Origin of the sequence: Pseudomonas triticicola (assembly GCF_019145375.1) — a bacterium.
GTDB lineage: Bacteria > Pseudomonadota > Gammaproteobacteria > Pseudomonadales > Pseudomonadaceae > Aquipseudomonas > Aquipseudomonas triticicola.
On the sequence record NZ_JAHSTX010000001.1, the window covers coordinates 4,714,413 to 4,737,430 of the forward strand.

Below are 23,018 nucleotides of genomic sequence, written 5' to 3' on the forward strand. Positions count from 1 at the left end.
AGAAGTCTGTGAAACAGAACTCCCTGAAAGGATGGTTCAAGAGCGGCGCCCCGGGCGTCTGGATCAGCGGTGGCGCGGTGTCCATCGCGGTCATCATGACCATTGGCCTGTTGGCGGTGATTGCCGTGCGCGGTCTCGGTCACTTCTGGCCGGCGGACCTGATCCACGCCCATTACGACGTACCGGGCCAGGCCAATCACCTGGTGATCGGCGAAGTGGTGCAAAAAGAAGAAGTGCCGCGCGCACGTCTGAAGAGCGCCGGCCTGCCGGTGCCTGACGAAGGCCCGGAATTCATGACCCGCGAGCTGATCAAGGTCGGCAACCGTGACTTGAACGGCAACGACTTCACGTGGATCGTCGGCGAGTGGCTGACCAAGCAGACCACACCGCCAGAATTGATGGCGATCGAGCGTCGCGAGTGGGGCAACTTCTACGGCTACCTGGTCAACGTCAAACAGGATGGCAAGGTCATCGCCGAGGGCGAGGCCGCATGGCCTGAACTGCAAGCGCGCATCGATCGGGTGAACGATCTCGCGGCTCAACTGAAGACGCTGGAAAAAACCGATATCGGCGCGATCAACGCCGGTCTTGAACGCATCCGATTGCATGGGCGCAAACTCGAGCTGGAAGGCAAACTCGACGCCACCGCGCAAGCGGACATGGAATCCGAGCGCGCCGAGCTGGACGCGCGCTACAAAGACATCGAAGCACGTCTGTCTGATTTGCATGCTCAGTTCAACCGCGACGCCTTGACCGCCCGTGACGCCAACGGCAAGGAAATCGAAATCGGTCTGGGCAAAGTCGTGCATGCCTACCAGCCAAACGGCATGAGCACGTTGACCAAGGTTGGTTTCTACTTCAGCAAGATCTGGGAATTCCTCTCCGACGACCCGCGTGAAGCGAACACCGAAGGCGGGATCTTCCCGGCGATCTTCGGCACCGTGATGATGACCCTGATCATGGCGATGATCGTCACCCCGTTCGGCGTGCTGGCAGCGGTGTACCTGCGCGAATACGCCAAGCAGAACACCCTGACCCGCGTGATTCGCATCGCGGTGAACAACCTCGCCGGCGTACCGGCGATCGTTTACGGCGTGTTCGGTCTGGGCTTCTTCGTTTACGTGCTGGGTGGCTCGGTCGACCGCTTGTTCTTCCCTGAAGCTCTGCCGGCGCCGACGTTCGGTACGCCGGGCCTGCTCTGGGCTTCGCTGACCCTCGCGCTGCTGGCCGTGCCAGTGGTGATTGTGGCGACCGAAGAAGGTCTGGCGCGGATTCCCCGCACTGTGCGTGAAGGTTCGCTGGCCCTCGGCGCGACCAAAGCGGAAACGCTGTGGAAAATCGTGATCCCGATGGCCAGCCCGGCCATGATGACCGGCATGATCCTCGCCGTGGCCCGTGCCGCCGGTGAAGTGGCGCCGCTGATGCTGGTGGGTGTGGTGAAACTGGCGCCGTCGCTGCCGGTGGACGGCAACTACCCGTACCTGCACCTGGACCAGAAGATCATGCACCTGGGCTTCCACATCTATGACGTCGGCTTCCAGAGCCCCAACGTCGAAGCAGCCCGCCCGCTGGTGTACGCCACCGCGCTACTGCTGGTGCTGGTGATCGCGACGCTGAACCTGTCGGCGGTGTATATCCGCAACCACCTGCGCGAAAAATACAAAGCACTGGATAGCTAAAGCCATTAGCCACAAGCGGCAAGCTACAAGCCGCTTTTGCTCAAACTTGCAGCTTGCAGCCAGAAGCTTGCAGCTACGAACGGAGTGAGACCCATGCAGCACGAAACACACAGCCACGGCATCAACATGTCTGCCCTGGGCCGCGACAAGCAGAGCCTGGACCTGGCGCAGGAAACCGTTGCCATCGAAGTACCGGGCCTGAGCCTGTACTACGGCGAGAAACAGGCCCTGTTCGACGTCAGCATGAACATCCCGAAACAGCGCGTGACCGCGTTCATCGGCCCGTCCGGCTGCGGTAAGTCGACGCTGCTGCGTACCTTCAACCGGATGAACGATCTGGTCGACGGCTGCCGCGTCGAGGGCGCGATCAATCTGTACGGCAACAACATCTATCGCAAGGGCGAAGATGTTGCCGAGCTGCGTCGTCGCGTCGGCATGGTGTTCCAGAAGCCCAACCCGTTCCCGAAGACCATCTACGAAAACGTGGTCTATGGCCTGCGCATCCAGGGCATCAACAAGAAGCGCATCCTCGACGAAGCCGTTGAATGGGCGTTGAAAGGCGCGGCATTGTGGGACGAGGTCAAAGACCGTCTGCACGACTCGGCCCTCGGCCTGTCCGGCGGTCAGCAACAGCGTCTGGTGATCGCGCGCACCATCGCGGTTGAGCCGGAAGTGCTGCTGCTCGACGAACCGTGCTCGGCTCTCGACCCGATCTCGACGCTGAAAGTCGAAGAGCTGATCTACGAGCTGAAGTCCAAGTTCACCATCGTCATCGTTACCCACAACATGCAACAGGCGGCACGGGTGTCCGACTACACCGCGTTCATGTACATGGGCAAACTGGTGGAATTCGGCGACACCGATACCCTGTTCACCAATCCGGCGAAGAAGCAGACCGAAGACTACATCACCGGTCGCTATGGCTGATTGGGGCAGCTGCAAGCCGCAAGCTACAAGCGGCAAGAAAGAATTGGTGCGATATCAGGACTTACACATAACTGCTTGAAGCTTGCAGCTTGAAGCTTGCAACTTTCGCGGAGCGAACAATGATTTCCAAAGAAGGCCTTACTCATCACATTTCCGCGCAGTTCAATGCTGAACTGGAGGAAGTGCGCAGTCACCTCCTTGCCATGGGCGGGCTGGTCGAGAAGCAGGTCAACGACGCGGTCACGGCCCTGATCGAGGCCGACTCCGGCCTGGCTCAGCAGGTCCGTGAGATCGACGACCAGATCAACCAGATGGAACGCAACATCGACGAAGAATGCCTGCGCATTCTCGCCCGTCGTCAGCCGGCAGCCTCCGACCTGCGTTTGATCATCAGCATTTCCAAGTCGGTGATCGACCTTGAGCGTATCGGCGACGAAGCCACCAAGATCGCCCGTCGTGCCATCCAGTTGTGCGAAGAAGGCGAAGCGCCGCGTGGTTACGTCGAGGTCCGTCACATTGGCGACCAAGTACGCAACATGGTGCGCGATGCGCTGGACGCCTTCGCCCGTTTCGACGCCGATCTGGCCTTGTCGGTGGCGCAGTACGACAAGATCATCGACCGCGAATACAAAACCGCCCTGCGTGAGCTGGCCACCTACATGATGGAAGATCCGCGCTCTATCTCGCGGGTGCTGAGCATCATCTGGGTCCTGCGTTCACTGGAGCGCATCGGCGATCATGCGCGCAACATCTCCGAACTGGTGATCTACCTGGTGCGCGGTACCGACGTGCGCCACATGGGCCTCAAGCGCATGAAAGAAGAAGTTGAAGGCACAAGCGCTGAAACCGCTAATGTTCCGGGCGAAGCTGACGATAAGTAAGATTGCCTGAGAAAAGCGCCCGGCCCTCTGGCCGGGCGTTTTTGTTTCTGCTTTTCAGAAGCGGATTCGTATCAAAAGCAGCACCCGCGAACGAAAAGTCCCGGCGTGACTGAAGAGTTTTGGCAATGTGCCATCAGCCAGCGTTATGCTTGCCGGGATTTTAATAGGGGTGTTGGATGAGCAAGATCAGTGTGTTGGTCGTGGACGATGCTTCGTTCATTCGTGACCTGGTGAAAAAGTGCCTGCGTAATTACTTCCCGGGGATCCGCACCGAGGACGCCATCAACGGCAAAAAGGCCCAGGCCATGCTGGCCAAAGAGGCTTTCGACCTGGTGCTGTGCGACTGGGAAATGCCGGAAATGTCCGGCCTCGAACTGCTGACCTGGTGCCGCGAGCAGGACAACCTCAAGACCATGCCGTTCGTCATGGTCACCAGCCGTGGCGACAAGGAAAACGTCGTGCAGGCGATTCAGGCCGGCGTATCCGGTTACGTCAGCAAGCCGTTCACCAACGAGCAGCTGCTGACCAAGGTCAAGCAGGCACTGAACAAGGTCGGCAAGCTCGACACCTTGATGAACAGCGCGCCGACCAAGATGAATTCGGCATTCGGCAACGATTCCCTGAGCGCACTGACCGGCGGCAAGCCGGCCGTGGTCGGCGGCGCTGCGGCCAGGCCTGCCGCTGCCGCTGCTGCCCCCGCTCCAGCCGCTGCGCCGTCGCGCGGTTTGCTCAACAGCCCGCCAGTTCAGGCGCCCGGTGCATCCAAGGCGCCGGTGGGCGGTCGTGGTCAGGGCCAGTTGCGCCTGCCGAGCGGTACTCAGCAATGCGTGATCAAGGCCTTGAGCATCAAGGAAGCCCTGCTGGTAGTGAAGCGCACCGAAACCCTGCCGCAGATCCTCGACAGCGCTGTGCTCGATCTGGAGCAGGGTGACAACGCCGAGATCGCGCGGCTCAACGGTTATCTGCACGCCATCGTCGCCCACGAGCAAAAAGCTGACAGCGACTGGCTGCAACTGACCTTCCGCTTTGTCGACCAGGATGCGCAGAAGCTCGACTACATCTCGCGCCTGATCGCCCGGGGCACTGCGCAGAAGCACTTCGTACCCGGCGCGTAAGCTTCGTCGCCCGATAGGCCGCCTTCGCGAGCAGGCTCGCTCCCACCCTGGAACGCATTCCAAATGTGGGAGCGAGCCTGCTCGCGAAGGGGCCAGCCGAAACACCACTTGTCTCTCGTGCTCTGATCGTTCCCACGCGCAGCAAAGGAATGCCTCAACCGGACGCTCCGCGTCCTCTGTGCAGGGGACGCAGAGCGTCCCGGGCTGCATCCCCACGCAGAGCGTGGGGACGATCATTTGAAACATCTGTCGACTAGCCTGGTCTGTCTCAGCTGCTAGGCTGATTCCCAGGCCTTCCTTCGACAGACTTTTGCCCATGCTCGCGCGCCTGCTGTTTTTCTGCGGTCTCTGCCTGGCCTCCCAGCTGGCGATGGCCATGACCATCTACAAATCCACCGACGCCAACGGCGTGGTCTCGTACAGCGACCGCCCGAGCAAAGGCGCGAAAGTGTTCGTGTTTCAGGACCGCATGGTCGAGCGCCTCGACCGCCAGGTGTACCTGGACATCAAGAAGCAGAAGGGCGTCGACGTGGTGTTTGCGCGCAACGATCTGTACGCGCCGGTCGAGGTTGCCCTGGCCTTCATCGGCACGAGCAATGTGCGTGGCGCGCCGTCGCGAGCGATCCGTCGTGTGCTGCCACCGCGCAGCAACACGCGGCTGGCGCTGCTGACGGCGATCAGTCGTGACCAGCCGCTGGTGTATTCGCCGCAGTTCCAGTATTCGCTGGGCGACCCCGCAGGCACCGCGCAGAGCTATCGCTATCCGCTGCCCTGGCGTGGCGGGCCGTTTCGCCTGAGCCAGGGCGCCAACGGCCAATACAGCCACTACGGGCCGAAAAACCGCTACGCCATGGACATTGCCATGCCGGTGGGCACGCCGATCATCGCCGCGCGAGCGGGTGTGGTAGTCAAGACCGAGAACTCCCAGAGCGGGCGCGGCACCGATGCCTCCGGCAATTTCGTCCGAGTGCTGCACGACGACGGCACCATGGGCGTGTACCTGCATCTGAAACAGGGTTCGGTGAGCGTGCGCGAAGGCCAGCGGGTCAAGGTCGGCAGCCCGCTGGCGCTGTCCGGCAACACCGGCAACAGCAGCGGCCCGCACCTGCATTTCGTGGTGCAGCGCAATACCGGCGAAGGGTTGGTGTCGATTCCCTATCAGTTCAACCAGCCGCTGGGGGCGTTGCCCAACTTTGCGTTGGGCAAGCAGTAGGCGCGATAGGGTGTTGAGGGTTTTTGTGGCGAGGGGATTTATCCCCGTTGGGCCGCGAAGCGGCCCCAAATATTGCAACTCTGTACTAACTGACTGCATTCAATGGTTTTGGGACGGCTGCGCCGTCCAACGGGGATAAATCCCCTCGCCACAAGAGCCCCCCAAACTCCCATCAATCGAGCATCAACACCTTGGCCAGAACAATCTTCGGCCCTTTCATCTTCTTGATGATGATGCGCAGGCCTTCGACTTCCAGCACTTCTTCCTCTTCCGGCACCCGTTTCAGGGTTTCGTAAACCAGCCCGGCAAGGGTTTCCGCTTCGATGTGATCAAGATCGATGCCGAGCAGGCGCTCGACCTTGAACAACGGCGTATCGCCACGCACCAGCAACTTGCCCGGCTGATAGGCAAGGATGCCGCGCTCTGCCTTGCGATGTTCGTCCTGAATGTCGCCGACCAGCACTTCCAGCACGTCTTCCATGGTCAGGTAGCCGATGATGTTGCCGTCAGCCTCCTCGACCACGGCGAAGTGCGAGCCGCCCTTGCGGAACTGCTCCAGCAGCTGCGACAGCGGCATGTGCCGCGATACGCGCTCCAGCGGGCGGGTCAGCTCGGCCAGGTTGAACGACTCGGGAATGTGGTCCAGCGCCGCCAGTTCCAGTAGCAGATCCTTGATGTGCAGCAGGCCGACGAACTCCTGGCGCTCGCTGTCGTACACCGGATAACGGCTGAACTTGTGGCGACGGAACATCGCCAGGATTTCTTTCAGCGGCGCGTTGAATTCGAGGGTGATCAGGTCTTCGCGGGAATTGGCCCAGTCGACCACTTCCAGCTCGCCCATTTCTACGGCCGAGGCCAATACGCGCATGCCCTGATCGCTGGGATCCTGGCCACGGCTGGAGTGCAGGATCAATTTCAGTTCTTCGCGGCTGTAATGATGTTCATGGTGCGGGCCGGGTTCACCTTGCCCGGCGATACGCAAAATCGCATTGGCGCTGGCGTTGAGCAGGTAGATCGCCGGGTACATCGCCCAATAGAACAGGTACAGCGGCACCGCCGTCCACAGCGACAGCAGCTCGGGTTTGCGGATCGCCCATGACTTGGGCGCCAGCTCGCCGACCACGATGTGCAGGTACGAAATGATGAAGAACGCGGTGAAGAACGACACGCCTTTGATGATCTCGGGCGAGTCGACGCCGACCGCGCTCAGCAGCGGCTCGAGAATATGCGCGAACGCCGGTTCACCGACCCAGCCCAGACCGAGAGAGGCGAGGGTGATGCCGAGCTGACACGCCGACAGGTAGGCATCGAGCTGACTGTGCACGGTGCGCAGGATATGTCCGCGCCAGCCATGTTGTTCAGCGATGGCCTCGACCCGGGTCGAGCGCAGTTTGACCATGGCGAATTCCGCCGCAACGAAAAAGCCGTTGAGCAAAACCAGGATCAGAGCAAAAAGAATCATGCCGAAGTCGGCAAAAATGGTCGCGAGGGACAAGCCAGGGGAAGGGTCCATGATGGAGTTTTGCGGGTTCCGTGTGATTCGAAAGTAGGGAGAAACAGCGCCTGAAAGGCAGGCACAAGTCAGCCAATGTAGCGGCTGACCGTGCGATTGCCTAGTGGCGTGTGCCGGGCGGCATCACTCGGTGGCGCTGATCGCCCGTGCGCTGGCCACCTGGGCCGGGGCGAAATGGCAGGTGAAGGTGCTGCCGTGACCGGGCACGCTGCTGATCTCCATCCGCGCGCGGTGGCGCAGCAGCACGTGCTTGACGATGGCCAGGCCGAGGCCGGTGCCACCGGTGTTGGAGTTGCGGCTGGAATCGACGCGGTAGAAACGTTCGGTCAGGCGCGGCAGATGTTTGCTGTCGATGCCGATGCCGGAATCCTGCACGCTCAGGTGCGCGCCCTGATCGTCGCCCCACCAGCGAATGCGGATGTTGCCCTCGGCCGGGGTGTACTTGACCGCGTTGAACACCAGATTGGAGAACGCACTGCGTAGTTCGGCCTCGCTGCCCTTGAGCAGCACTGCGGCATTGGCCTCGAGGCTGATGCGCTGGTTCTTCGCCCCGGACAACTGCTGCGCATCGCTGGTGATCGATTGCAGCAGTGTGTCGATCTGCACCGGCTGGTTGTCCGACGGGTAGTCGGTGGCTTCCAGTTTTGCCAGGAGCAACAGGTCGTTGAGCAGCGTCTGCATGCGCCCGCCCTGTTGCTGCATCTGTTGCAGGGCTCGGCTCCAGCGCGGGTTCACTTCCTCGACATTGTCGAGCAGGGTTTCCAGATAGCCGCAGATCACCGTCAGCGGTGTGCGCAGCTCGTGGGAGACGTTGGCGATGAAATCCTTGCGCATCTGTTCCAGCTGATGAATGCGCGTCACGTCGCGGACCAGCATCAGGTGTTCATTGTTGCCGTAGCGGGTCAGGTACAGCTGAATGCGCACGCGATCGTTGGTCGGCGAAGGGATTTCCAATGGCTCGGCGAAGCTGTCCTGCTCGAAGTATTCCTTGAAGCGCGGATGGCGCACCAGGTTGGTCACCGGTTGACCGCTGTCCTGCGGAGTCTTCAGACCGAGCAGGGTTTCGGCGGCGCGGTTCCACCATTCGAGATTGCCGTCGCTGTCGAGCATGATTACCGCGTCTTTCAGCGCGGCGGTGGATTCCTGCACCCGGTCGATCACCGCTTGCAGACGCCCGCGCACCCGTTGGTCGCGGCGTTGCAGGTGATAGATGCTGTCGAACACCTCGCCCCACAGACCATAGCCATCGGGCGGTGCTTCGTCGGGTTGATGCTGGCGCAGCCATTCGTGCAGACGCAGCAATTGCTTGAGCGTCCAGGCCAGATAAAGCCCCAGACCCGCCGCGAGGCTCCAGCCGTAATAGCCGGTGATCAGGCCGATCACCAGGCAGGCGGTGACCAGCAACAGCATGTGGCGAATCAGGGTGCCATGCCAGTTTTGATTCACGGGGCGTCCTTAGCCGCAGCGTCAAGTTTCAAGCTACAAGCTGCAAGTCAGAGCGGCTCGCTGTTTCTTGCCGCTTGTGGCTGAAAGCTTGCAGCTGCTTTTATGCTTTTGTGGAGAAGCGGTAGCCGGTGCCGCGCACGGTTTGTACCAGATTTTCGTAAGCGTCGCCGAGGGCCTTGCGCAAGCGGCGGATGTGCACGTCGACGGTGCGCTCTTCGACATAGACGTTGCCGCCCCAGACCTGGTCGAGCAACTGGCCACGGGTGTAGGCGCGTTCCTGATGGGTCATGAAGAATTGCAGCAGGCGGTACTCGGTCGGGCCCATCTCGGCGGGTTTGCCATCGATGGTCACGCGGTGGCTGATCGGGTCGAGCAGCAGGCCGCCGACTTCGATCGGCGCTTCGCCATCGGTCGGTCCGGCGCGGCGCAGCACGGCTTTGAGACGGGCGACCAGTTCACGCGGGGAAAACGGTTTGGTGATGTAGTCGTCGGCGCCGACTTCCAGGCCCTGAATCTTGTTGTCCTCTTCGCCCTTGGCGGTGAGCATGATGATCGGGATGTCCCCGGTCAGCTCGTCACGCTTGAGGCGCCGGGCCAGTTCGATGCCCGAGGTACCGGGCAGCATCCAGTCGAGCAGGATCAGGTCCGGTTTGCGGTCGACGATGATGGCATGCGCCTGCTGCGAGTTCTCTGCCTCGAGGCAGTCATAGCCGGCCATTTCCAACGCCACGGCGATCATTTCGCGAATGGGCGCTTCGTCGTCGACGATCAGAATGCTCCTGCCAACCATGCCTTAATCCTCTTGTCATTTAACTGTCTTGCGCCGCATTAGATAACGGAATTATTGCAGTCGTGTGACAGTATTTCAGAGTGGCGGCGTTTGTGCTGATCCTGAACTAAGCTCCAAGTCCGAATCCTGACAACCACAAAAGAAGGTTTCCATGACTCAGATGACTGCTTCGTTCAAAGCCCTGCTGCTGGCCGCCGCCCTGACATTGCCGGGGCTGGCCATGGCGGCCGATCCGGCGATGGAAAAGGACGGCATGTACACCGATCAAAAGGGCATGACCCTGTACACCTTTGCCAAGGACTCCGCTGGCAAGTCCGCGTGCAATGACAAGTGCGCGGCAAACTGGCCGCCGCTAATGGCGACAGCGAATGACAAGTCGATGGGGGACTGGACGGTAATCACTCGTGATGATGGCAGCAAGCAGTGGGCCTACCAGGGCATGCCGCTGTACACCTTCGTGATGGACAAGAAGGCCGGCGACATGACCGGCGACGGCAAAATGGACGGCGCGTGGAAAGTCGCCAAGGCCAAATAACCACGGTCCAAAACCCTGTGGGAGCGAGCCTGCTCGCGAAGCGTTGTGTCAGTTGTCGCAGAGGTGACTGACATGACGCCTTCGCGAGCAGGCTCGCTCCCACAGGTGTCATGCATCAGCGCAGCGCGTAATCCAGCACGATCCCGACAAATATCGCCAACCCTGCCCAATGGTTGTGCAAGAAGGCCTGGAAGCAGCGCATGCGGTCTTTGCTGCGCGTGTACCAGAACTCCCACGCATAACATCCCGCAGCCACCAGCAAACCGAGGTGGAACCAGATCCCCAGCTCGAACTTCGACCCGGCCAGGATCAGACAGCCCAACGACAGCGCCTGCAAGCTGAGGATGATCACCCGATCCGCATCGCCAAACAGAATCGCCGTGGATTTCACGCCGATCTTCAGGTCGTCATCGCGATCGGTCATTGCGTAATAAGTGTCATAACCCACCGTCCACAGCAGATTGGCGATCCACAGCAGCCAAGCCGCCGCCGGCAATTCTCCGGTCTCAGCGGTAAAGGCCATCGGCATGCCCCAGGAAAACGCCGCCCCCAGCACCACTTGCGGGTAGTAGGTGTAGCGCTTCATGAACGGATACGTGAATGCCAGCGCCAGACCGCCCAGCGACAGCCAGATCGTCGGTGCGTTGGTGCACAGCACCAGCAGAAAACTGATGCCCATCAGCACGGCAAAGAACACCAGGGCTTCCTTCGAGCTGATCCGGCCAGCAGCAAGCGGCCGTTGCGCGGTGCGTTTGACGTGGCCGTCGACCTTGCGGTCAGCCCAGTCGTTGATTACGCAGCCGCCGGCACGGGTCAACACCACGCCGAGGACAAAGATGACGATGTTGGCCAGCGACGGCGAACCCTTGCCGGCAATCCACAACGCCCACATCGTCGGCCACAGCAGCAGGTAAATGCCGATCGGCTTGTCCATGCGCGTCAACTGAACGAAATCCCAGGCGCGCGGGTTCAGACGGTTGAGGGACTTGAGCAGGCTCTGATACATCAGCAGTTCTCCGGATGGGCGCGGGCGACGTCCCACAGGCTGGGCAGGAAGATTTCCGCGACCAGCACGCTCAGCGCGCCACGGTCGAAACGCGAACGCCGGCCCCACAGCTCAGGGGCTTGCACCGCTGGCGGCAACCATTGTTCAGGGTAGTGGCAGACTTCAATCGCGCGGCGCTGGAACGCCTGATCGCAAAACAGCAATTCGCCCAGCGAGCGGCTGCCCAGTTCATCCATGTGCAAACCATCACCTTGCAGGGCCGCCCGCGAGGCAACGCTGCGGGCAAACACCCAGGCCTCGCCGTGGCCGCGCAAATACACCTCGCGCACCCAGCCTTCGCTGCCCTCGGCCAGATCCAGTGCCGCGCATTCATCAGCGCGCAAGGTGTCCCAGCCTTCGAACAGCGGCGACACGCTGAAGCCGTCCTCGGACAAACGGGTCAAACGGCGGGTCAGCGAGCCTTCGTCGAACAACCAGTCCAGCGTCAACGAATCGGGGCGGGGCGTCAGGCGTTGCTGGGTCAGCCAGAGCGGGGCGGGGCAGGCATTTGAATGTTGCACAATGAGTCATTATTGGCCGCAAATGAGGCGGCGAGCTTACCATGGCGGGCGACAGGATTGAGCGGCGCCGGCCGCCGTTGCGCCGAACAGGCTTGCATCTGCGCGGCACCCTCAGTACAAAACGCCCTGAGCCGGATGGCAACGCAGCACCCATCGACCGTCCGCGCCGGCACTACGCCTGAACCCTGAGGAAGTACCTGAATGAAGAAGTGGCAATGTATCGTCTGTGGCCTGATCTATAACGAAGCCGATGGTTGGCCGGATGACGGCATCGCGGCGGGCACCCGCTGGGAAGACGTACCGGCAGACTGGCTGTGCCCCGACTGCGGCGTCGGCAAGATGGACTTCGAAATGATCGAAATCAACTAAGCAAATCAGAGGAGTAAGGCATGAGCGCACCAGTCGTCATCATCGGCACCGGGCTTGCGGGCTACAACCTGGCCCGCGAGTTTCGCAAGCTCGACAGCGAAACCCCGCTGCTGCTGATCACCGCCGATGACGGCCGCTCTTACTCCAAGCCGATGCTCTCCACCGGTTTCGGCAAGAACAAGGACGCCGACGGCCTGAGCATGGCCGAACCCGGCGCCATGGCCGAGCAGTTGAAGGCCGAAGTGCGCACCCACACGCGCATCAGCGGTATCGACGCCGGCCACAAACGCTTGTGGATCGGTGAAGAAGCCGTGCCCTATCGCGACCTGATTCTGGCCTGGGGCGCGGAAACCGTGCGCGTGCCGATCGAAGGCGACAGCGCGGAACTGGTATTCCCGATCAACGATCTCGAAGACTACGCGCGCTTCCGTGCCGCAGCGGCGGGCAAGCGTCGGGTGTTGTTGCTCGGCGCCGGGTTGATCGGCTGCGAATTCGCCAATGACCTGATTCTCGGCGGCTACGAAGTGCAACTGGTCGCGCCGTGCGAACAGGTCATGCCGATGCTCTTGCATCCCGCCGCTGCGGCGGCCGTGCAGGCCGGGCTGGAAAGTATCGGGGCGAAGTTTCACCTCGGCCCGGTGCTGACCCGGCTGGAGAAAGTCGCCGATGGCCTCGAAGCGCACCTGTCCGACGGCCAGATCATCCCGTGCGATGTGGTGGTCTCGGCGATCGGCCTGCGCCCGCGCATCGATCTGGCGGCGGCCGCCGGCGTGCAGGTCAATCGCGGCGTGATGGTCGATCGTTACCTGAAGACCTCTCACGCCAACATCTACGCCTTGGGCGACTGCGCCGAAGTCGATGGGCTCAATCTGCTCTACGTGATGCCGCTGATGAGCTGCGCGCGCGCTTTGGCGCAAACCCTCACTGGAAACCCGACCGCGGTCAGCTACGGGCCGATGCCGATCACCGTGAAAACCCCGGTGTGCCCGCTGGTGGTTTCGCCGCCACCACGGGGCAGCGAAGGCGTTTGGAGCGTCGAAGGGCAGGGCGCCGACATCAAAGCGCTGTGCCACAGTGCCGACGGTCAGTTGCTCGGTTACGCCCTGACCGGCGGGGCGGTCATGGAAAAACTGGCCCTGAACAAACTGCTGCCGCCGCTGCTGGCGTAAATGCCGGTCGTTCTGTCGCAAACACCGCTCTTTTGCCCCGACAAAGGTCTTGGGGAGACTGGCGCCGCCGTTGGCGGCGTGCCATTCTCACTCCCGTCTGCCGCAGAGTAGAGCCTGCGGCGCCTTGGGCGCTGTTCCAACGAGAACAGCACGGACATAACAACAAAAAACCGTCAAAGGGGCTTCACTAATGCGTAAACCAGAACTCGCCGCTGCAATCGCCGAAAAGGCAGACCTGACCAAAGAACAGGCCAATCGCGTCCTCAACGCCGTCCTCGAAGAAATCACCGGCGCCCTGCACCGCAAGGACAGCGTGACGCTGGTCGGCTTCGGCACCTTCCTGCAACGCCACCGCGGCGCCCGCACCGGCAAAAACCCGCAGACCGGCGAGCCGGTCAAGATCAAGGCCAGCAACACCGTGGCATTCAAGCCAGGCAAATCGTTGAAAGACAGCGTCAATCCTTGATGGCGGCGTACTCCCCTGAATGACGGGGAGTACCGCAAATGAAAAATGGGCACACCGATTGCGGTCGGGTGCCCATTTTTTGTGGCTGTCTGTTGGCTTACTGGCGTCGGAAGCAGGCCTTGCCGTTGCCGAAATCCACGGCCAGGCAGTTTGGCTCGATCGCCAGTTGCAGGTCCTGGAACAGTCCGCCCAGATCGCTGTTGGAGGCAGGCTTGGTTTTGCTTTCCAGCACTACTGTCTGGTTCTCGACTTTCCAGGTGCCTTTGGCAAAGCCATCGGCGCTGCCATACGCCACACCGGCATCAAAGGTGCCGTCCTTGCGCAAGAGCAACTCGGCGCCCATTTCCATTGCGCCGGTCAGGTAGTAATGGCCGTCCAATGGTGGGGTTTCCGCTGACGCGTGGGTGATGGGCAGCCACATGAGCGCGGCGAAAAACAGTGGTTTCAGTTCCATGAAATGAAGCTCCTTGGCAGTTGTAGTAGAGGGATCGCATTTTCGAGCGTTGGATTCTGGCACAGCCATGTTTTGCCCGCCCGTTGTTCAGGCGCTACACAATCGAATCAATATCCAGCTGAAACGGCGCGCCAACCGAATGCCCGCCGGTCATCGCGGCGATTGCGGCATCGTGTTCTTCAGCGGCTGGCGGAATCATCGCCAGTTGCTCCTGAACCAGGTTTTCAGGGTGGGCGTTCCAGCGCAGCAGACTTTCCTCAACCCATTCGGGCTGGTCGGCATAGCTGCCGTAAACGTCGGTCTCAGTGACCCGTTGACTGCGCAGCGCTGTCAGGCGGGCCTTGGTCATGCTGATCTTGTCTATTTCCTGATTGAGCATCAGCGTCTTGTGCGCGCGCTCCTGCTCTCGCACGTAAGAACGGTGGTTGTTTTGCAGATCGCGCTTAACGGCCCGCAGCTGTTGCTGAATATTCTCCAGGGCGCTGCTGATCCACTCGTATTCGCGATTGGTCACCAGCGAACGCTTGAGCTGCAGTGCTTCCTGCCAACGGCGCAAGCTGGACCAGCAGCCTGGGATGTAGCTGCCGACCATTGAGTGGTGACCCCGGTCGAACAACTGCCGCAGAAACGATCCGCGTTCGGGCAAGCCGTTGGTAGCGCGCAGGGCCTTGGCGCAGCCGTGATCGACTATCGTGCTGCAACCCGGCTCCCAGAGAAGGGAGGATCGGTGGTCCTTGTCGAACTCAACGGGCATGAAGTGGCGCAAAGCACCGTGATGCCCATAGTCGTCGCCAAAGAAATTGATGATTCCCCAGATCAGCAGGCCGAGGCCGGCGACCGGGTTGAGGCCCAGCACTACGGCGTTGGTTGCGTACATCGGCACAGGCTTGGCAAAGGTGTTCATCCAGGTCGCCGGCACGCTCGGCACCGGATCGTTCTGATTGACGATGCGGTGATGAACCAGCGACTGGGCGCTTTCGATGAAGGTAGTGTCGTCGGCGCGGGGGGCGCCGTAGGTGTAGAGCACGATTTGCGGGGAGAACTCCAGGTTGCGTCTCAGCATCTCGGACAGGATCAATGCAACTGCACCGCCCAGACTGTGACCCGTGATCAGCAGCTTTTGCCCGCTGTAGAATTTTTCCAGATAAGTCACGATAAATGGGTAAGCCGCCAAAGCGCCACCGTAGAAACCGCGGTGCACTTTGCCTTCGCCTTCGGCAAAGGGAACCTGATAGGCATCGCCGTCACGCCGGCCGTCGGGCCAGATCTCACTGGTACCGCGTACGCTGATCAGGATCAGTTCGTCGTGGTGGCAGATGAAAGCTTGGGTGTCAGTACTGTTGTCTTTGTTACGGTCATCGAGACAGTGCAACTTGGCCGGGTGTTCTTGTTCGTCGCCCAACGCGGGGTCATTCACTTCGGGGTAAAGGTTCGGGTCGAACGGCACCACTTCCAAGCGTTTCGAATACGGCACGTCTTCGTACAGTGGGTAGTATTTCTGCGTTTGCGAGTCATCGACCTTCCACAACTCGTCGAACTGCGGTAGCGCGTGGCCGAACCAGTTGCCGCTGCTGGGCTGTAGCGGAAAGCTTACCGTGTCGGTCTGCACCGGTTGAGTGTTGGGTTCCTGCCCGAAATCGGTGTAGCTCAGCGTCGCCATCACCGACAGCTGATAAAGGTTAAGCGCGCAGAACGCTTCGCCTGTCGACAGCATTGGCCGTAGTGCTCTCATCGGCCGTACTTCCAGCACATGGTGTTTGTTCGGCAGCAGTGCGACGCCCTTGGGCGGCGGCGGGGAAAACCCCAGTTCGACGGTGGCCATCTCCGCCGCACTCAAGATTGTGTGCAGTCCGCCATCCGCAGAAGTTTTATCGACGAGCGTGAAGTCTCTGGACTTCGCCGCCGATCGCATGAGCTTGTGCGCCGCCCTCTTCGGAGGGTCGCGACGAGCAACCAGTGGTGGCAGGTGGGCGATGTGCTTTACCAGTTCACTGACTTCGACCTGACAGTACGCGTCGGTTTCGGGCAGGTCCTTGGCGGGGTTTGCCTGGGTGCGAGTGCCTGTTTTGTGGAAGAAGCGGGTTTTTTCGGCGCGGACTTGGAGTTCGGTGATGGGAAGGGGATAGTGGGGGCGCTTTTGCAAAAATGTGTAAGATTTTTCGCTGCCTTGATAGCGGCTCTTCAATTTGAGTACTAGCGGACCGCAATAATGATCGTCGATCTTTGCAGATCCAGTCGCATCAAGTTTTCCGCTATGGACCGTGTCTTCGTAATCAATCACTTCGTAAGACAGACCAGCGTATGGCTTACCGTCGCCGAATTCGTCCACTAGCTGGAAGCTGGTACGATGGCCGCGTTTAGGGCAGGCATGTATGTCGCCCTGCATGAAGCGCAAATCGGTCGCCGAGGGAGTCTCAATGTTCATGGTGCCCCTTGCTCCGTGCATCCCGGATAGATGGTGCAAACCCGCCCATCGACCATTTTAAAAGTGCTGAAATTTGTGTCGTTGCCGTAGCAAAAGGCGTATTGATCCTCGAAGTTCTCACCCATACAGCGCTTCCAGCCGCGGGTTACTTTGATCCAGGTATCGCCGATGGCTGGAAGTTCTTCACTTGCCAGCCTGACCTTCAGCGTCACCGTTTTGCCCTCAAGTTGAGTCAATGTGTACGCCGTGGAAGGTCTCGTTCGCAGCACGTTGCCCTGTGCATCCATGTTTTTGCAGGTCAGCAGTTTGATCAGGAAACGATGTGGACCGACGGTGCGGAATGACCACCTGCATTCACCATAAAACTCCCCTGCACCGTCCTCGTTGAAAGTGCCCTTTAGTCGTTCCAGCAACTCTGGACGCACGAAAATCGAGGCGTAGTCCATGCTGAAGTTGCTTCGGCCTTTTCCATAAAAGCCGATGACCTTGATTTCCACTTTGTTGAGCGCCAACGGACAATCGCTGACGGTTTTGTACAACTCGATTTCCGCAGTGCTTACATATTCCATGGTGGGTTTATTGAAGCTCACCCAGAAATCCGGCTTTCCTGGCACGCGGCAGGTTTCACCCGCTGCGGGCAGGTAGATAGCCTTCAGCTCATATTTGAATCCAGGCGGAAAATCCGGAACAAACGTAAACGTGTTCGGGGTCTTCACCGTCGTACAACCCACCAGCAATCCAAGGCAACCACTCAGCAGCAACCCTCGTTTCAAGTTCCTCATCGACCTACCTCTCCCTGCCAATACAACGCTTCCTGATATACCCGCTCAAAATGCATCGCCGGATCTTCACCGGGTTTGGGCAGCCATGATTTGCCTGGCCGATATCCCGGTAACTGCAAACTGCGGGTCAGCAAGAAATGCACGTGCTCCGGTTGTTGCCAGCCCCACAGGTGCGTCAGTTGAATCAGGCCCCACAACCATTCATCGACGTCCAGTTGTTCGGCCAGCTCGGCCATGGCTTCGGTGTGTTCGCCGACCAGGTAACGGCGGGTGTTGTCGAACAGCACGTTGGCGTAGATCAGCTCCGGGGTCGGGGTGTGCAGCCACGGCGGATCCATCGGCAGCGGATGGTGGCCGGGGTCCGGGTTGTCGATCGCGTTCCATCGCTCTGCGTGCCAATAGCAGACGCTGTTGAATGGCCCGAGAAACGCCGCGCGGTGCTCGGGTTGCAGGTGCGCCAGCGCACGGCCCAGAACCCGGTTGTCATGCACGCGGTACACCGCATGATTCGGGCGTTCGCCGGTTATCAGGCGCTCGCGCCAGTGCGCCGCCAGCGCGTCAAGTTCGACGTGACGGGCACTAGCCAGCCAGCCCCAATTGCGCTCGGGCGTGGCGAGCAAGGTCTGGAGGGCGGGATGCTGCGCCGTATCGATTTGCAACAGTAGCGGGCCGGTCGGCACCAGCGACTCGGCCGGCGTGCCGCTGTAGAGCGGACGAAACCGCTCGGTGCCGAGGTCGCGGGTCAACGCAGCGTGCTCTGCGCTTTGGCCGTCGGTGTCGAGCATCAGATACAGTTCGCAGCCGGCGCGGGACTGAGCGTGCAACCATTGTTCGACCGGGCTCATGCGACTTCTCCCAGCTCGCACAGACCCGCTGCGCAGGCTTCGCACAGCGGGCAAAAATCCGCTGCCTGCTGGCGGGCACTGTTGACGATCGACAGCGGCGTGGCGTTGATCGCAGCTGGCAGGCCGGCCTCAACTTGCAGCGGTTGTAGCGGTGCGAGACCCGGTAGTGGCGCTCCGCCCTGAACGATGGGCACACTGCTGAAAATCCCGCCGGCATTGATCACGATGTGATGACCGCCCGCTGACAGCGTCAGGCTCATGCCGGCATCGATCACCACGTTGCTTGCCGTGACATGCGCCTGCTGGCCGGCCTGGATTACCAGGGCGCCCAGGGTCTGGCTGCTGGTGCCGCTGACCTGCAACAAGTCGTCGGCGTTGATTACTGTGCTGCGCAGTCCTTGATGAGTGCGCGAATCCTTGCCCTCGATGAGACTGGTGCTGTCCTTGCCGACATGCTCATGGCGGTCGCGAGTGATCAGGCTGCGGCTGTCGTTGAGGATCAGTTGCTCGAGGTCGCGCTGCGCGCGCAGGTAGATCTTCTCCTGCCCGGCGCGATCCTCGATCGACAGTTCGTTGTAGCCGCCATTGCGCGGTGAGCTCTGGCTGCGTAATACCGTGCGGGTTTTACTCGCCGGCAAGGGATGGGCGACGGCATTGACCTTGTTGGCGATGCAGCCGGTAATCAGCGGTTGGTCCGGGTCGCCTTCCTGGAAGGTCACGACCACTTCCATGTCGACCCGGGGAATGGTCACCGCACCGAATCCGTCACCTGCCCAACTGGAAGCTACGCGTAACCAGCAGCTGCTTTTTTCGCTGTTGCGTTCAGCGCGATCCCAGGGAAACTCGACACGAACCCTGCCGTACTCATCGCAGAAGATCTCTTCTCCGGGAGGCCCGGTAACGCGCGCGGTCTGGCAGACCAGCAAGGGCCTTGGCGCGGGCAAAGGCGGACGGTAGACCACCTCTGCGGGAATGGCCCTGAAGGTATTGCGATAGCCCTGGGAAAAACCATCGGCAGGTTTCGCCTCGCTGCTGAAAGCCTCTTCGAGCACTGCCGGTTGCTTGCCTTCGTGACTGAGACTGACCAACAACCACAACTCGTTGCACTCGGCCCTGGGATGTTCGCTCAGCTCGAACAGGTGACCGCTGCGCAAAATCGCCTGATCGCTTTTGCCTTCAATCCATTGATAGTCGCTGCGATGGCGCTCCAAGGCCTGACGCGCCAGCTGTTTGCCGTGCTTCTCGGACTTCATCAACAGTGGATAGCGATACTCCTCCAGAGCCGGCGTGAACTCTGCGGTGAAGCGGCTTTCCAGCAGCAGGCTTGGCCGCTTGAGGTCATAGTCACGGCGGGTGACGGTGCTGGTACGGGTGTTGAAGCCCATGGTCAGGTGGTTGACCACCGGGTGTTCGGCAACCATGCCGCTATCAACCCGAAAGGCTGTCGTACCCAATTTGGGGGCGAACACCGGGCTGTCGCTGAATACCAGTAAGTGCCCGTCGAGCGAATGTTGATGGTGCCAGGCGATACCCTCTTCGGCGCACAGGCGCTGGATGAACAGGAAGTCGCTTTCGCCGTACTGCGTGCAGTACTCACGAGGCTCACCGGCGGCGACATTGAAGGTGAAGTCATCGGCCTGGATGCCATGCCCTTTGAGCACTTGCGCGATGATCTGCGGCACTGTCAGCTGCTGGAAAATCCGCTGGTCGTGGCTCAGTTGCAGATAATGCAGCGCCGGTACCAGTGTCAGTTCATAGCGGGTCAGGCGCTTGCCTGATTCGCCGAGCATGACGTTTTCGATCCGCCCGTGAATGCCTTCGCCCGCTGATCCGAACTGCAGAAACGCAGGTTGGCTGAGCAAGCTTTCCAGATCGAAATCTGCGTGCTCGCTCACCAGCTCAAGGCGAAATGCGTACAGCTGACTGATGGCTTCGGTGCCCGTGAACGCGAGCACCTTGAAGTCGTGACGAATGGCGGGGATATGGAGAAAGAATGGCGCGCAGTGGCCTTTGCCGAACATGGGCTTGTCCTTAAGCAAAGTGAGTCAAAGCGCGATGCTGTCCTCCCTGATCGCCGCGCATGAAAAGTCGCCAGGGCAAGCTAGCGGCGCGGCAAACTAATTGATGTAAGAAGTATCCCTGAAATTTGTCAGAGTATTCCGGTGTGGAAGTCTTGGTCGTGATGCGAGAAGTATCTGAAGGACGCGGCTTCGATAACTATCGAGTTGGCAGTGTTTGTTGGCGCGAGAAAGTTTCAGAATAATGAAATGCCATCATTATAGTGGCACTTTTTGCGTTGATCGTTGTCGCAGAAAACTTGTTGAGGCAAACCAGCTATTTTCGGAAGTGTCCTACTTCTATTTTTTTTTGAATTTGGCATCCTGCACGCCGCTCGAGGATACGAGCGTCAGGTAAACTCGCCCGGCTGCGGCGCAGGGCTCTGGGTCAAGGGTTTGGCAGAGCGGTGGAAAATTCGTCGTGTATTAATCGGCCTCAGGGAAACCCCTGCGACATATAGGGCGATCTCCTACAGACCTCAACGAACAGTTCGTCTTGTTGTTTAATCAGATGCTTGCTAGTGGCCATCATAGTGATTACGATGCGCCCACTTGAAAGAGCACATCTCAATTGGATGAGTCGCTGAACTGCTCTTCGATACTGTCCCGCGTTGCCGAAACTCCATTCGCGCGCATGACTGTAATCCTTAATAAAGGCCATGGATGTCCTACTCAAGCAAACTTTCCGCCCATTACCTCGAACTCGCAAAAGTCTCTGTTTCCAAAGAGAATTTCGCGGGCGAAGACGTTCGTTTTTCGAGCGAATTCGAGGCGCTGGAAAGTGAGCTGGCCAAGGCTTCGTCGATGCACGAAAGCGGGCAGATCGACTGGCTGAAAATCCGCGAAAACAGCGAAAATCTGCTGCGTACCCAATCCAAGGATCTGCGTGTCGGCGCCTGGCTGACCTGGTCGCTGTACCAGCGCGAATCCTTCCCCGGGCTGCTCGCCGGCCTCGGTCTGCTGCACCATCTGTCGGAAAACAACTGGGCCGACGTCCACCCGCTCAAACCCCGCACCCGTGCCGCCGCGATCGGCTGGCTGGTACCGCGTCTCGAGCAGGTCATCACCGAAAACATTGCGATCAAAGAGCAGTTGCCGATGTTCCGGCAGCTCTCCGAGCACCTGGCCGGCCTTGAGGCCGCGTGCACTGAACATCTGGGCGATGACGCGCCGCTGTTATTGCCGATCTCCCGCCGCCTGAAAACCATGATCCAGCGCGCCGCCGACAACCAGCCGGCACCCGGTGTGGTGGGCGCGGCGGTAGCGCAGGTCAAGCAGGCCGCGACCCAACTACTCACCCCTGGCGCGCCGATCGACAACGAGCGGGATGCGCACAAAGCCCTGCGCGCCCAGCAGGACAGCGCCCGGCCATTGTGTGCCTGGTGGCTGAAACAGAAAGCCACCGACCTGCGTGCCCTGCGCCTCAATCGCACGCTGCTGTGGATGACCATCGACGCGGTGCCCGAGCGCAACGCCGAGCAGATCACCGTGCTGCGCGGTCTGCCGCTGGAAAAGCTCAAGCTCTATCAGGACCGTTTCGATCAGGGCAAATACGCCGACCTGCTGGTGGAACTGGAGGCGAGCCTGGCGAAGGCGCCGTTCTGGTTCGATGGCCAGAGGATGGTCTGGGAATGTCTCCAGAACCTCAACGCCGAGCTGGCCATGCGCGAAGTGGAAATCCACTTCGCGCTTTTGATTCAGCGCCTGCCGGGCATCATCGAGTTGCGCTTCCATGACGGCGCGCCGTTTGCCGATCCGTCCACCCGGGCGTGGATCGCCGCCAACGTCATGCCGCATCTGCAAAGCGCCAGCGCGCCGCGCAAGGTTGAAAGCGAGAACGTCGAAACCCAGCCGGCCTGGGAAAAAGCCCTCGAGGAAGTCCAGCCGATTCTGCGCAAGGAAGGCTTGAAGCCGGCCGTGCAGATTCTCAAGCAGGGCCTGCAATCGGCCCACGGTGGCCGCGAACGCTTCTTCTGGCAGTTCACCCTCGCGCGGCTGTGTTTCCTGGCCAAGAAATACGAACTGGCCAAGAACCAGCTCGAAACCCTCGATCAGACATTACAGGACTCAGGCCTGCACGCCTGGGAGCCCGATCTTGCATTGCAAGTGCTGCACCTGCTGCACAGTTGCTGCGAGTTGTTGCCGCAGAACCACGCCGTACGTGAAAGCAAGGAAGAGATTTATCGCAGGCTGTGCCACCTCGACCTCGAAGTGGTACTCGAATAGGCCCCAGGGCCACAACCGCAAGGAGAAAAGCCATGGCCAAAGAAGGCTCGGTAGCCCCCAAGGAACGCATCAACGTCACCTTCAAACCCGCCACCGGCGGAGCTCAGGAAGAGATTGAACTGCCGCTGAAGCTGCTGGCAATCGGTGACTACACCCACCGCAAGGACGATCGCAAAATCGAAGATCGCAAGCCGATCAGCATCGACAAGATGACCTTCGACGAAGTGTTGGCCAAGCAAGAGCTGGGTCTGACGCTGAGCGTGCCGAACCGTCTGCAGGAAGATGGCGAGGCTGAAGAGCTGGCCGTGCAATTGCGCGTCAATTCGATGAAGGACTTCAACCCGGCCAGCCTGGTCGAGCAAGTGCCTGAGCTGAAAAAACTGATGGAACTGCGCGATGCGCTGGTGGCCCTCAAAGGCCCGCTGGGTAACGCACCTGCGTTCCGTAAAGCGATCGAAGGCGTGCTCGCCGACGACGAATCCCGCGGTCGCGTACTCGGTGAGCTGGGCCTGAACGCCGCAGCCCCGGACGCCTGAGACTCTTGCCAAGGAAGCCAACAC

At 60.4% G+C, this 23,018-nt stretch carries 21 protein-coding genes; 11 read left to right on the plus strand and 10 right to left on the minus strand.

Annotated elements, in window-relative coordinates:
- Positions 1-8: 8 nt before the first annotated feature.
- The 5 genes from pstA (at position 9) to KVG85_RS20760 (ending at position 5,815) form a co-directional block, all read left to right on the plus strand.
- Complete coding sequence (pstA, locus tag KVG85_RS20740; RefSeq protein WP_016772481.1) at positions 9-1,679, plus strand: phosphate ABC transporter permease PstA; 1,671 nt, start codon at positions 9-11, stop codon at positions 1,677-1,679.
- Between the two features lie 93 nt (positions 1,680-1,772).
- Positions 1,773-2,606, plus strand: a complete 834-nt coding sequence (gene pstB, locus KVG85_RS20745; protein WP_016772482.1) for a phosphate ABC transporter ATP-binding protein PstB — start codon at positions 1,773-1,775, stop codon at positions 2,604-2,606.
- A gap of 119 nt (positions 2,607-2,725) precedes the next feature.
- Complete coding sequence (phoU, locus tag KVG85_RS20750; RefSeq protein ID WP_016772483.1) at positions 2,726-3,487, plus strand: phosphate signaling complex protein PhoU; 762 nt, start codon at positions 2,726-2,728, stop codon at positions 3,485-3,487.
- A 176-nt stretch (positions 3,488-3,663) separates the two neighbouring features.
- Positions 3,664-4,602 (plus strand): response regulator, encoded by a 939-nt coding sequence (locus KVG85_RS20755; protein WP_039757306.1) that lies wholly within the window; start codon positions 3,664-3,666, stop codon positions 4,600-4,602.
- A 316-nt stretch (positions 4,603-4,918) separates the two neighbouring features.
- A complete protein-coding gene (locus KVG85_RS20760) occupies positions 4,919-5,815 on the plus strand; it encodes a peptidoglycan DD-metalloendopeptidase family protein (protein WP_016772485.1) in 897 nt (298 codons plus the stop codon).
- Positions 5,816-5,987: 172 nt separating this feature from the next.
- On the opposite strand, the gene KVG85_RS20765 is transcribed toward KVG85_RS20760, so the two are convergent.
- The 3 genes from KVG85_RS20765 to phoB all read right to left on the minus strand — a co-directional run bounded on the left by KVG85_RS20765 (position 5,988) and on the right by phoB (position 9,564).
- Positions 5,988-7,328, minus strand: a complete 1,341-nt coding sequence (locus KVG85_RS20765) for a hemolysin family protein (protein WP_016772486.1) — start codon at positions 7,326-7,328, stop codon at positions 5,988-5,990.
- 123 nt (positions 7,329-7,451) lie between these two features.
- The gene (phoR, locus tag KVG85_RS20770) at positions 7,452-8,738 is read right to left on the minus strand and encodes a phosphate regulon sensor histidine kinase PhoR (RefSeq protein ID WP_240997448.1); all 1,287 of its coding nucleotides are present in this window, start codon (positions 8,736-8,738) and stop codon (positions 7,452-7,454) included.
- Between the two features lie 136 nt (positions 8,739-8,874).
- Positions 8,875-9,564, minus strand: a complete 690-nt coding sequence (gene phoB / locus KVG85_RS20775) for a phosphate regulon transcriptional regulator PhoB (protein WP_007896474.1) — start codon at positions 9,562-9,564, stop codon at positions 8,875-8,877.
- Positions 9,565-9,715: 151 nt separating this feature from the next.
- Here phoB and KVG85_RS20780 point away from each other — a divergent pair, with 151 nt between their 5' ends.
- Positions 9,716-10,099, plus strand: a complete 384-nt coding sequence (locus KVG85_RS20780) for a COG4315 family predicted lipoprotein (RefSeq protein WP_016772488.1) — start codon at positions 9,716-9,718, stop codon at positions 10,097-10,099.
- 115 nt (positions 10,100-10,214) lie between these two features.
- Here the strand turns inward: KVG85_RS20780 and ubiA are convergent, their stop codons facing one another.
- Both ubiA and KVG85_RS20790 read right to left on the minus strand, forming a co-directional pair.
- The gene (ubiA, locus tag KVG85_RS20785) at positions 10,215-11,105 is read right to left on the minus strand and encodes a 4-hydroxybenzoate octaprenyltransferase (protein ID WP_217864837.1); all 891 of its coding nucleotides are present in this window, start codon (positions 11,103-11,105) and stop codon (positions 10,215-10,217) included.
- Positions 11,105-11,665: a chorismate--pyruvate lyase family protein gene (locus tag KVG85_RS20790; RefSeq protein WP_217864838.1), complete on the minus strand. Its 561-nt coding sequence runs from the start codon at positions 11,663-11,665 to the stop codon at positions 11,105-11,107. Before KVG85_RS20790 ends, ubiA begins: the two co-directional genes overlap by 1 nt.
- 201 nt (positions 11,666-11,866) lie before the next feature.
- Here KVG85_RS20790 and KVG85_RS20795 point away from each other — a divergent pair, with 201 nt between their 5' ends.
- The 3 genes from KVG85_RS20795 to KVG85_RS20805 all read left to right on the plus strand — a co-directional run bounded on the left by KVG85_RS20795 (position 11,867) and on the right by KVG85_RS20805 (position 13,669).
- Positions 11,867-12,034, plus strand: a complete 168-nt coding sequence (locus tag KVG85_RS20795) for a rubredoxin (protein WP_016772491.1) — start codon at positions 11,867-11,869, stop codon at positions 12,032-12,034.
- A 20-nt stretch (positions 12,035-12,054) separates the two neighbouring features.
- Positions 12,055-13,203 (plus strand): NAD(P)/FAD-dependent oxidoreductase, encoded by a 1,149-nt coding sequence (locus tag KVG85_RS20800; protein WP_217864839.1) that lies wholly within the window; start codon positions 12,055-12,057, stop codon positions 13,201-13,203.
- Between the two features lie 190 nt (positions 13,204-13,393).
- Positions 13,394-13,669: an HU family DNA-binding protein gene (locus KVG85_RS20805; RefSeq protein ID WP_003213368.1), complete on the plus strand. Its 276-nt coding sequence runs from the start codon at positions 13,394-13,396 to the stop codon at positions 13,667-13,669.
- A gap of 97 nt (positions 13,670-13,766) precedes the next feature.
- On the opposite strand, the gene KVG85_RS20810 is transcribed toward KVG85_RS20805, so the two are convergent.
- The 5 genes from KVG85_RS20810 to tssI all read right to left on the minus strand — a co-directional run bounded on the left by KVG85_RS20810 (position 13,767) and on the right by tssI (position 20,196).
- A complete protein-coding gene (locus tag KVG85_RS20810) occupies positions 13,767-14,123 on the minus strand; it encodes a hypothetical protein (protein ID WP_071172084.1) in 357 nt (118 codons plus the stop codon).
- Positions 14,124-14,217: 94 nt separating this feature from the next.
- A complete protein-coding gene (locus tag KVG85_RS20815; RefSeq protein WP_217864840.1) occupies positions 14,218-16,548 on the minus strand; it encodes a lipase family protein in 2,331 nt (776 codons plus the stop codon).
- Positions 16,545-17,330: a hypothetical protein gene (locus KVG85_RS20820; protein ID WP_217864841.1), complete on the minus strand. Its 786-nt coding sequence runs from the start codon at positions 17,328-17,330 to the stop codon at positions 16,545-16,547. The genes KVG85_RS20815 and KVG85_RS20820 overlap by 4 nt, the downstream gene beginning before the upstream one ends.
- The gene (locus KVG85_RS20825; protein ID WP_217864842.1) at positions 17,327-18,175 is read right to left on the minus strand and encodes a DUF4123 domain-containing protein; all 849 of its coding nucleotides are present in this window, start codon (positions 18,173-18,175) and stop codon (positions 17,327-17,329) included. The genes KVG85_RS20820 and KVG85_RS20825 overlap by 4 nt, the downstream gene beginning before the upstream one ends.
- On the minus strand, positions 18,172-20,196 hold the full coding sequence (tssI, locus tag KVG85_RS20830; RefSeq protein WP_217864843.1) for a type VI secretion system tip protein TssI/VgrG: 2,025 nt from the start codon (positions 20,194-20,196) through the stop codon (positions 18,172-18,174). Before tssI ends, KVG85_RS20825 begins: the two co-directional genes overlap by 4 nt.
- A 699-nt stretch (positions 20,197-20,895) precedes the next feature.
- On the opposite strand from tssI, the gene tssA reads away from it, so the two are divergent.
- Positions 20,896-22,458: a type VI secretion system protein TssA gene (gene tssA, locus KVG85_RS20835; protein ID WP_056790892.1), complete on the plus strand. Its 1,563-nt coding sequence runs from the start codon at positions 20,896-20,898 to the stop codon at positions 22,456-22,458.
- A 32-nt stretch (positions 22,459-22,490) separates the two neighbouring features.
- Entirely contained in the window at positions 22,491-22,994 is a 504-nt protein-coding gene (tssB, locus tag KVG85_RS20840) for a type VI secretion system contractile sheath small subunit (RefSeq protein ID WP_016772498.1), read from the plus strand.
- Positions 22,995-23,018 lie beyond the last annotated feature (24 nt).

What these genes read in the sequence shown, in the direction of transcription:
- pstB (WP_016772482.1), top strand. Translation starts at nt 1,773, where the DNA reads ATGCAGCACGAAACACACAGCCACGGCATCAACATGTCTGCCCTGGGC.
- phoU (WP_016772483.1), top strand. Translation starts at nt 2,726, where the DNA reads ATGATTTCCAAAGAAGGCCTTACTCATCACATTTCCGCGCAGTTCAAT.
- KVG85_RS20755 (WP_039757306.1), top strand. Translation starts at nt 3,664, where the DNA reads ATGAGCAAGATCAGTGTGTTGGTCGTGGACGATGCTTCGTTCATTCGT.
- KVG85_RS20760 (WP_016772485.1), top strand. Translation starts at nt 4,919, where the DNA reads ATGCTCGCGCGCCTGCTGTTTTTCTGCGGTCTCTGCCTGGCCTCCCAG.
- KVG85_RS20765 (WP_016772486.1), bottom strand. Translation starts at nt 7,328, where the DNA reads ATGGACCCTTCCCCTGGCTTGTCCCTCGCGACCATTTTTGCCGACTTC.
- phoR (WP_240997448.1), bottom strand. Translation starts at nt 8,738, where the DNA reads ATGCTGTTGCTGGTCACCGCCTGCCTGGTGATCGGCCTGATCACCGGC.
- phoB (WP_007896474.1), bottom strand. Translation starts at nt 9,564, where the DNA reads ATGGTTGGCAGGAGCATTCTGATCGTCGACGACGAAGCGCCCATTCGC.
- KVG85_RS20780 (WP_016772488.1), top strand. Translation starts at nt 9,716, where the DNA reads ATGACTCAGATGACTGCTTCGTTCAAAGCCCTGCTGCTGGCCGCCGCC.
- ubiA (WP_217864837.1), bottom strand. Translation starts at nt 11,105, where the DNA reads ATGTATCAGAGCCTGCTCAAGTCCCTCAACCGTCTGAACCCGCGCGCC.
- KVG85_RS20795 (WP_016772491.1), top strand. Translation starts at nt 11,867, where the DNA reads ATGAAGAAGTGGCAATGTATCGTCTGTGGCCTGATCTATAACGAAGCC.
- KVG85_RS20800 (WP_217864839.1), top strand. Translation starts at nt 12,055, where the DNA reads ATGAGCGCACCAGTCGTCATCATCGGCACCGGGCTTGCGGGCTACAAC.
- KVG85_RS20805 (WP_003213368.1), top strand. Translation starts at nt 13,394, where the DNA reads ATGCGTAAACCAGAACTCGCCGCTGCAATCGCCGAAAAGGCAGACCTG.
- KVG85_RS20810 (WP_071172084.1), bottom strand. Translation starts at nt 14,123, where the DNA reads ATGGAACTGAAACCACTGTTTTTCGCCGCGCTCATGTGGCTGCCCATC.
- KVG85_RS20815 (WP_217864840.1), bottom strand. Translation starts at nt 16,548, where the DNA reads ATGAACATTGAGACTCCCTCGGCGACCGATTTGCGCTTCATGCAGGGC.
- KVG85_RS20820 (WP_217864841.1), bottom strand. Translation starts at nt 17,330, where the DNA reads ATGAGGAACTTGAAACGAGGGTTGCTGCTGAGTGGTTGCCTTGGATTG.
- KVG85_RS20825 (WP_217864842.1), bottom strand. Translation starts at nt 18,175, where the DNA reads ATGAGCCCGGTCGAACAATGGTTGCACGCTCAGTCCCGCGCCGGCTGC.
- tssI (WP_217864843.1), bottom strand. Translation starts at nt 20,196, where the DNA reads ATGTTCGGCAAAGGCCACTGCGCGCCATTCTTTCTCCATATCCCCGCC.
- tssA (WP_056790892.1), top strand. Translation starts at nt 20,896, where the DNA reads ATGTCCTACTCAAGCAAACTTTCCGCCCATTACCTCGAACTCGCAAAA.
- tssB (WP_016772498.1), top strand. Translation starts at nt 22,491, where the DNA reads ATGGCCAAAGAAGGCTCGGTAGCCCCCAAGGAACGCATCAACGTCACC.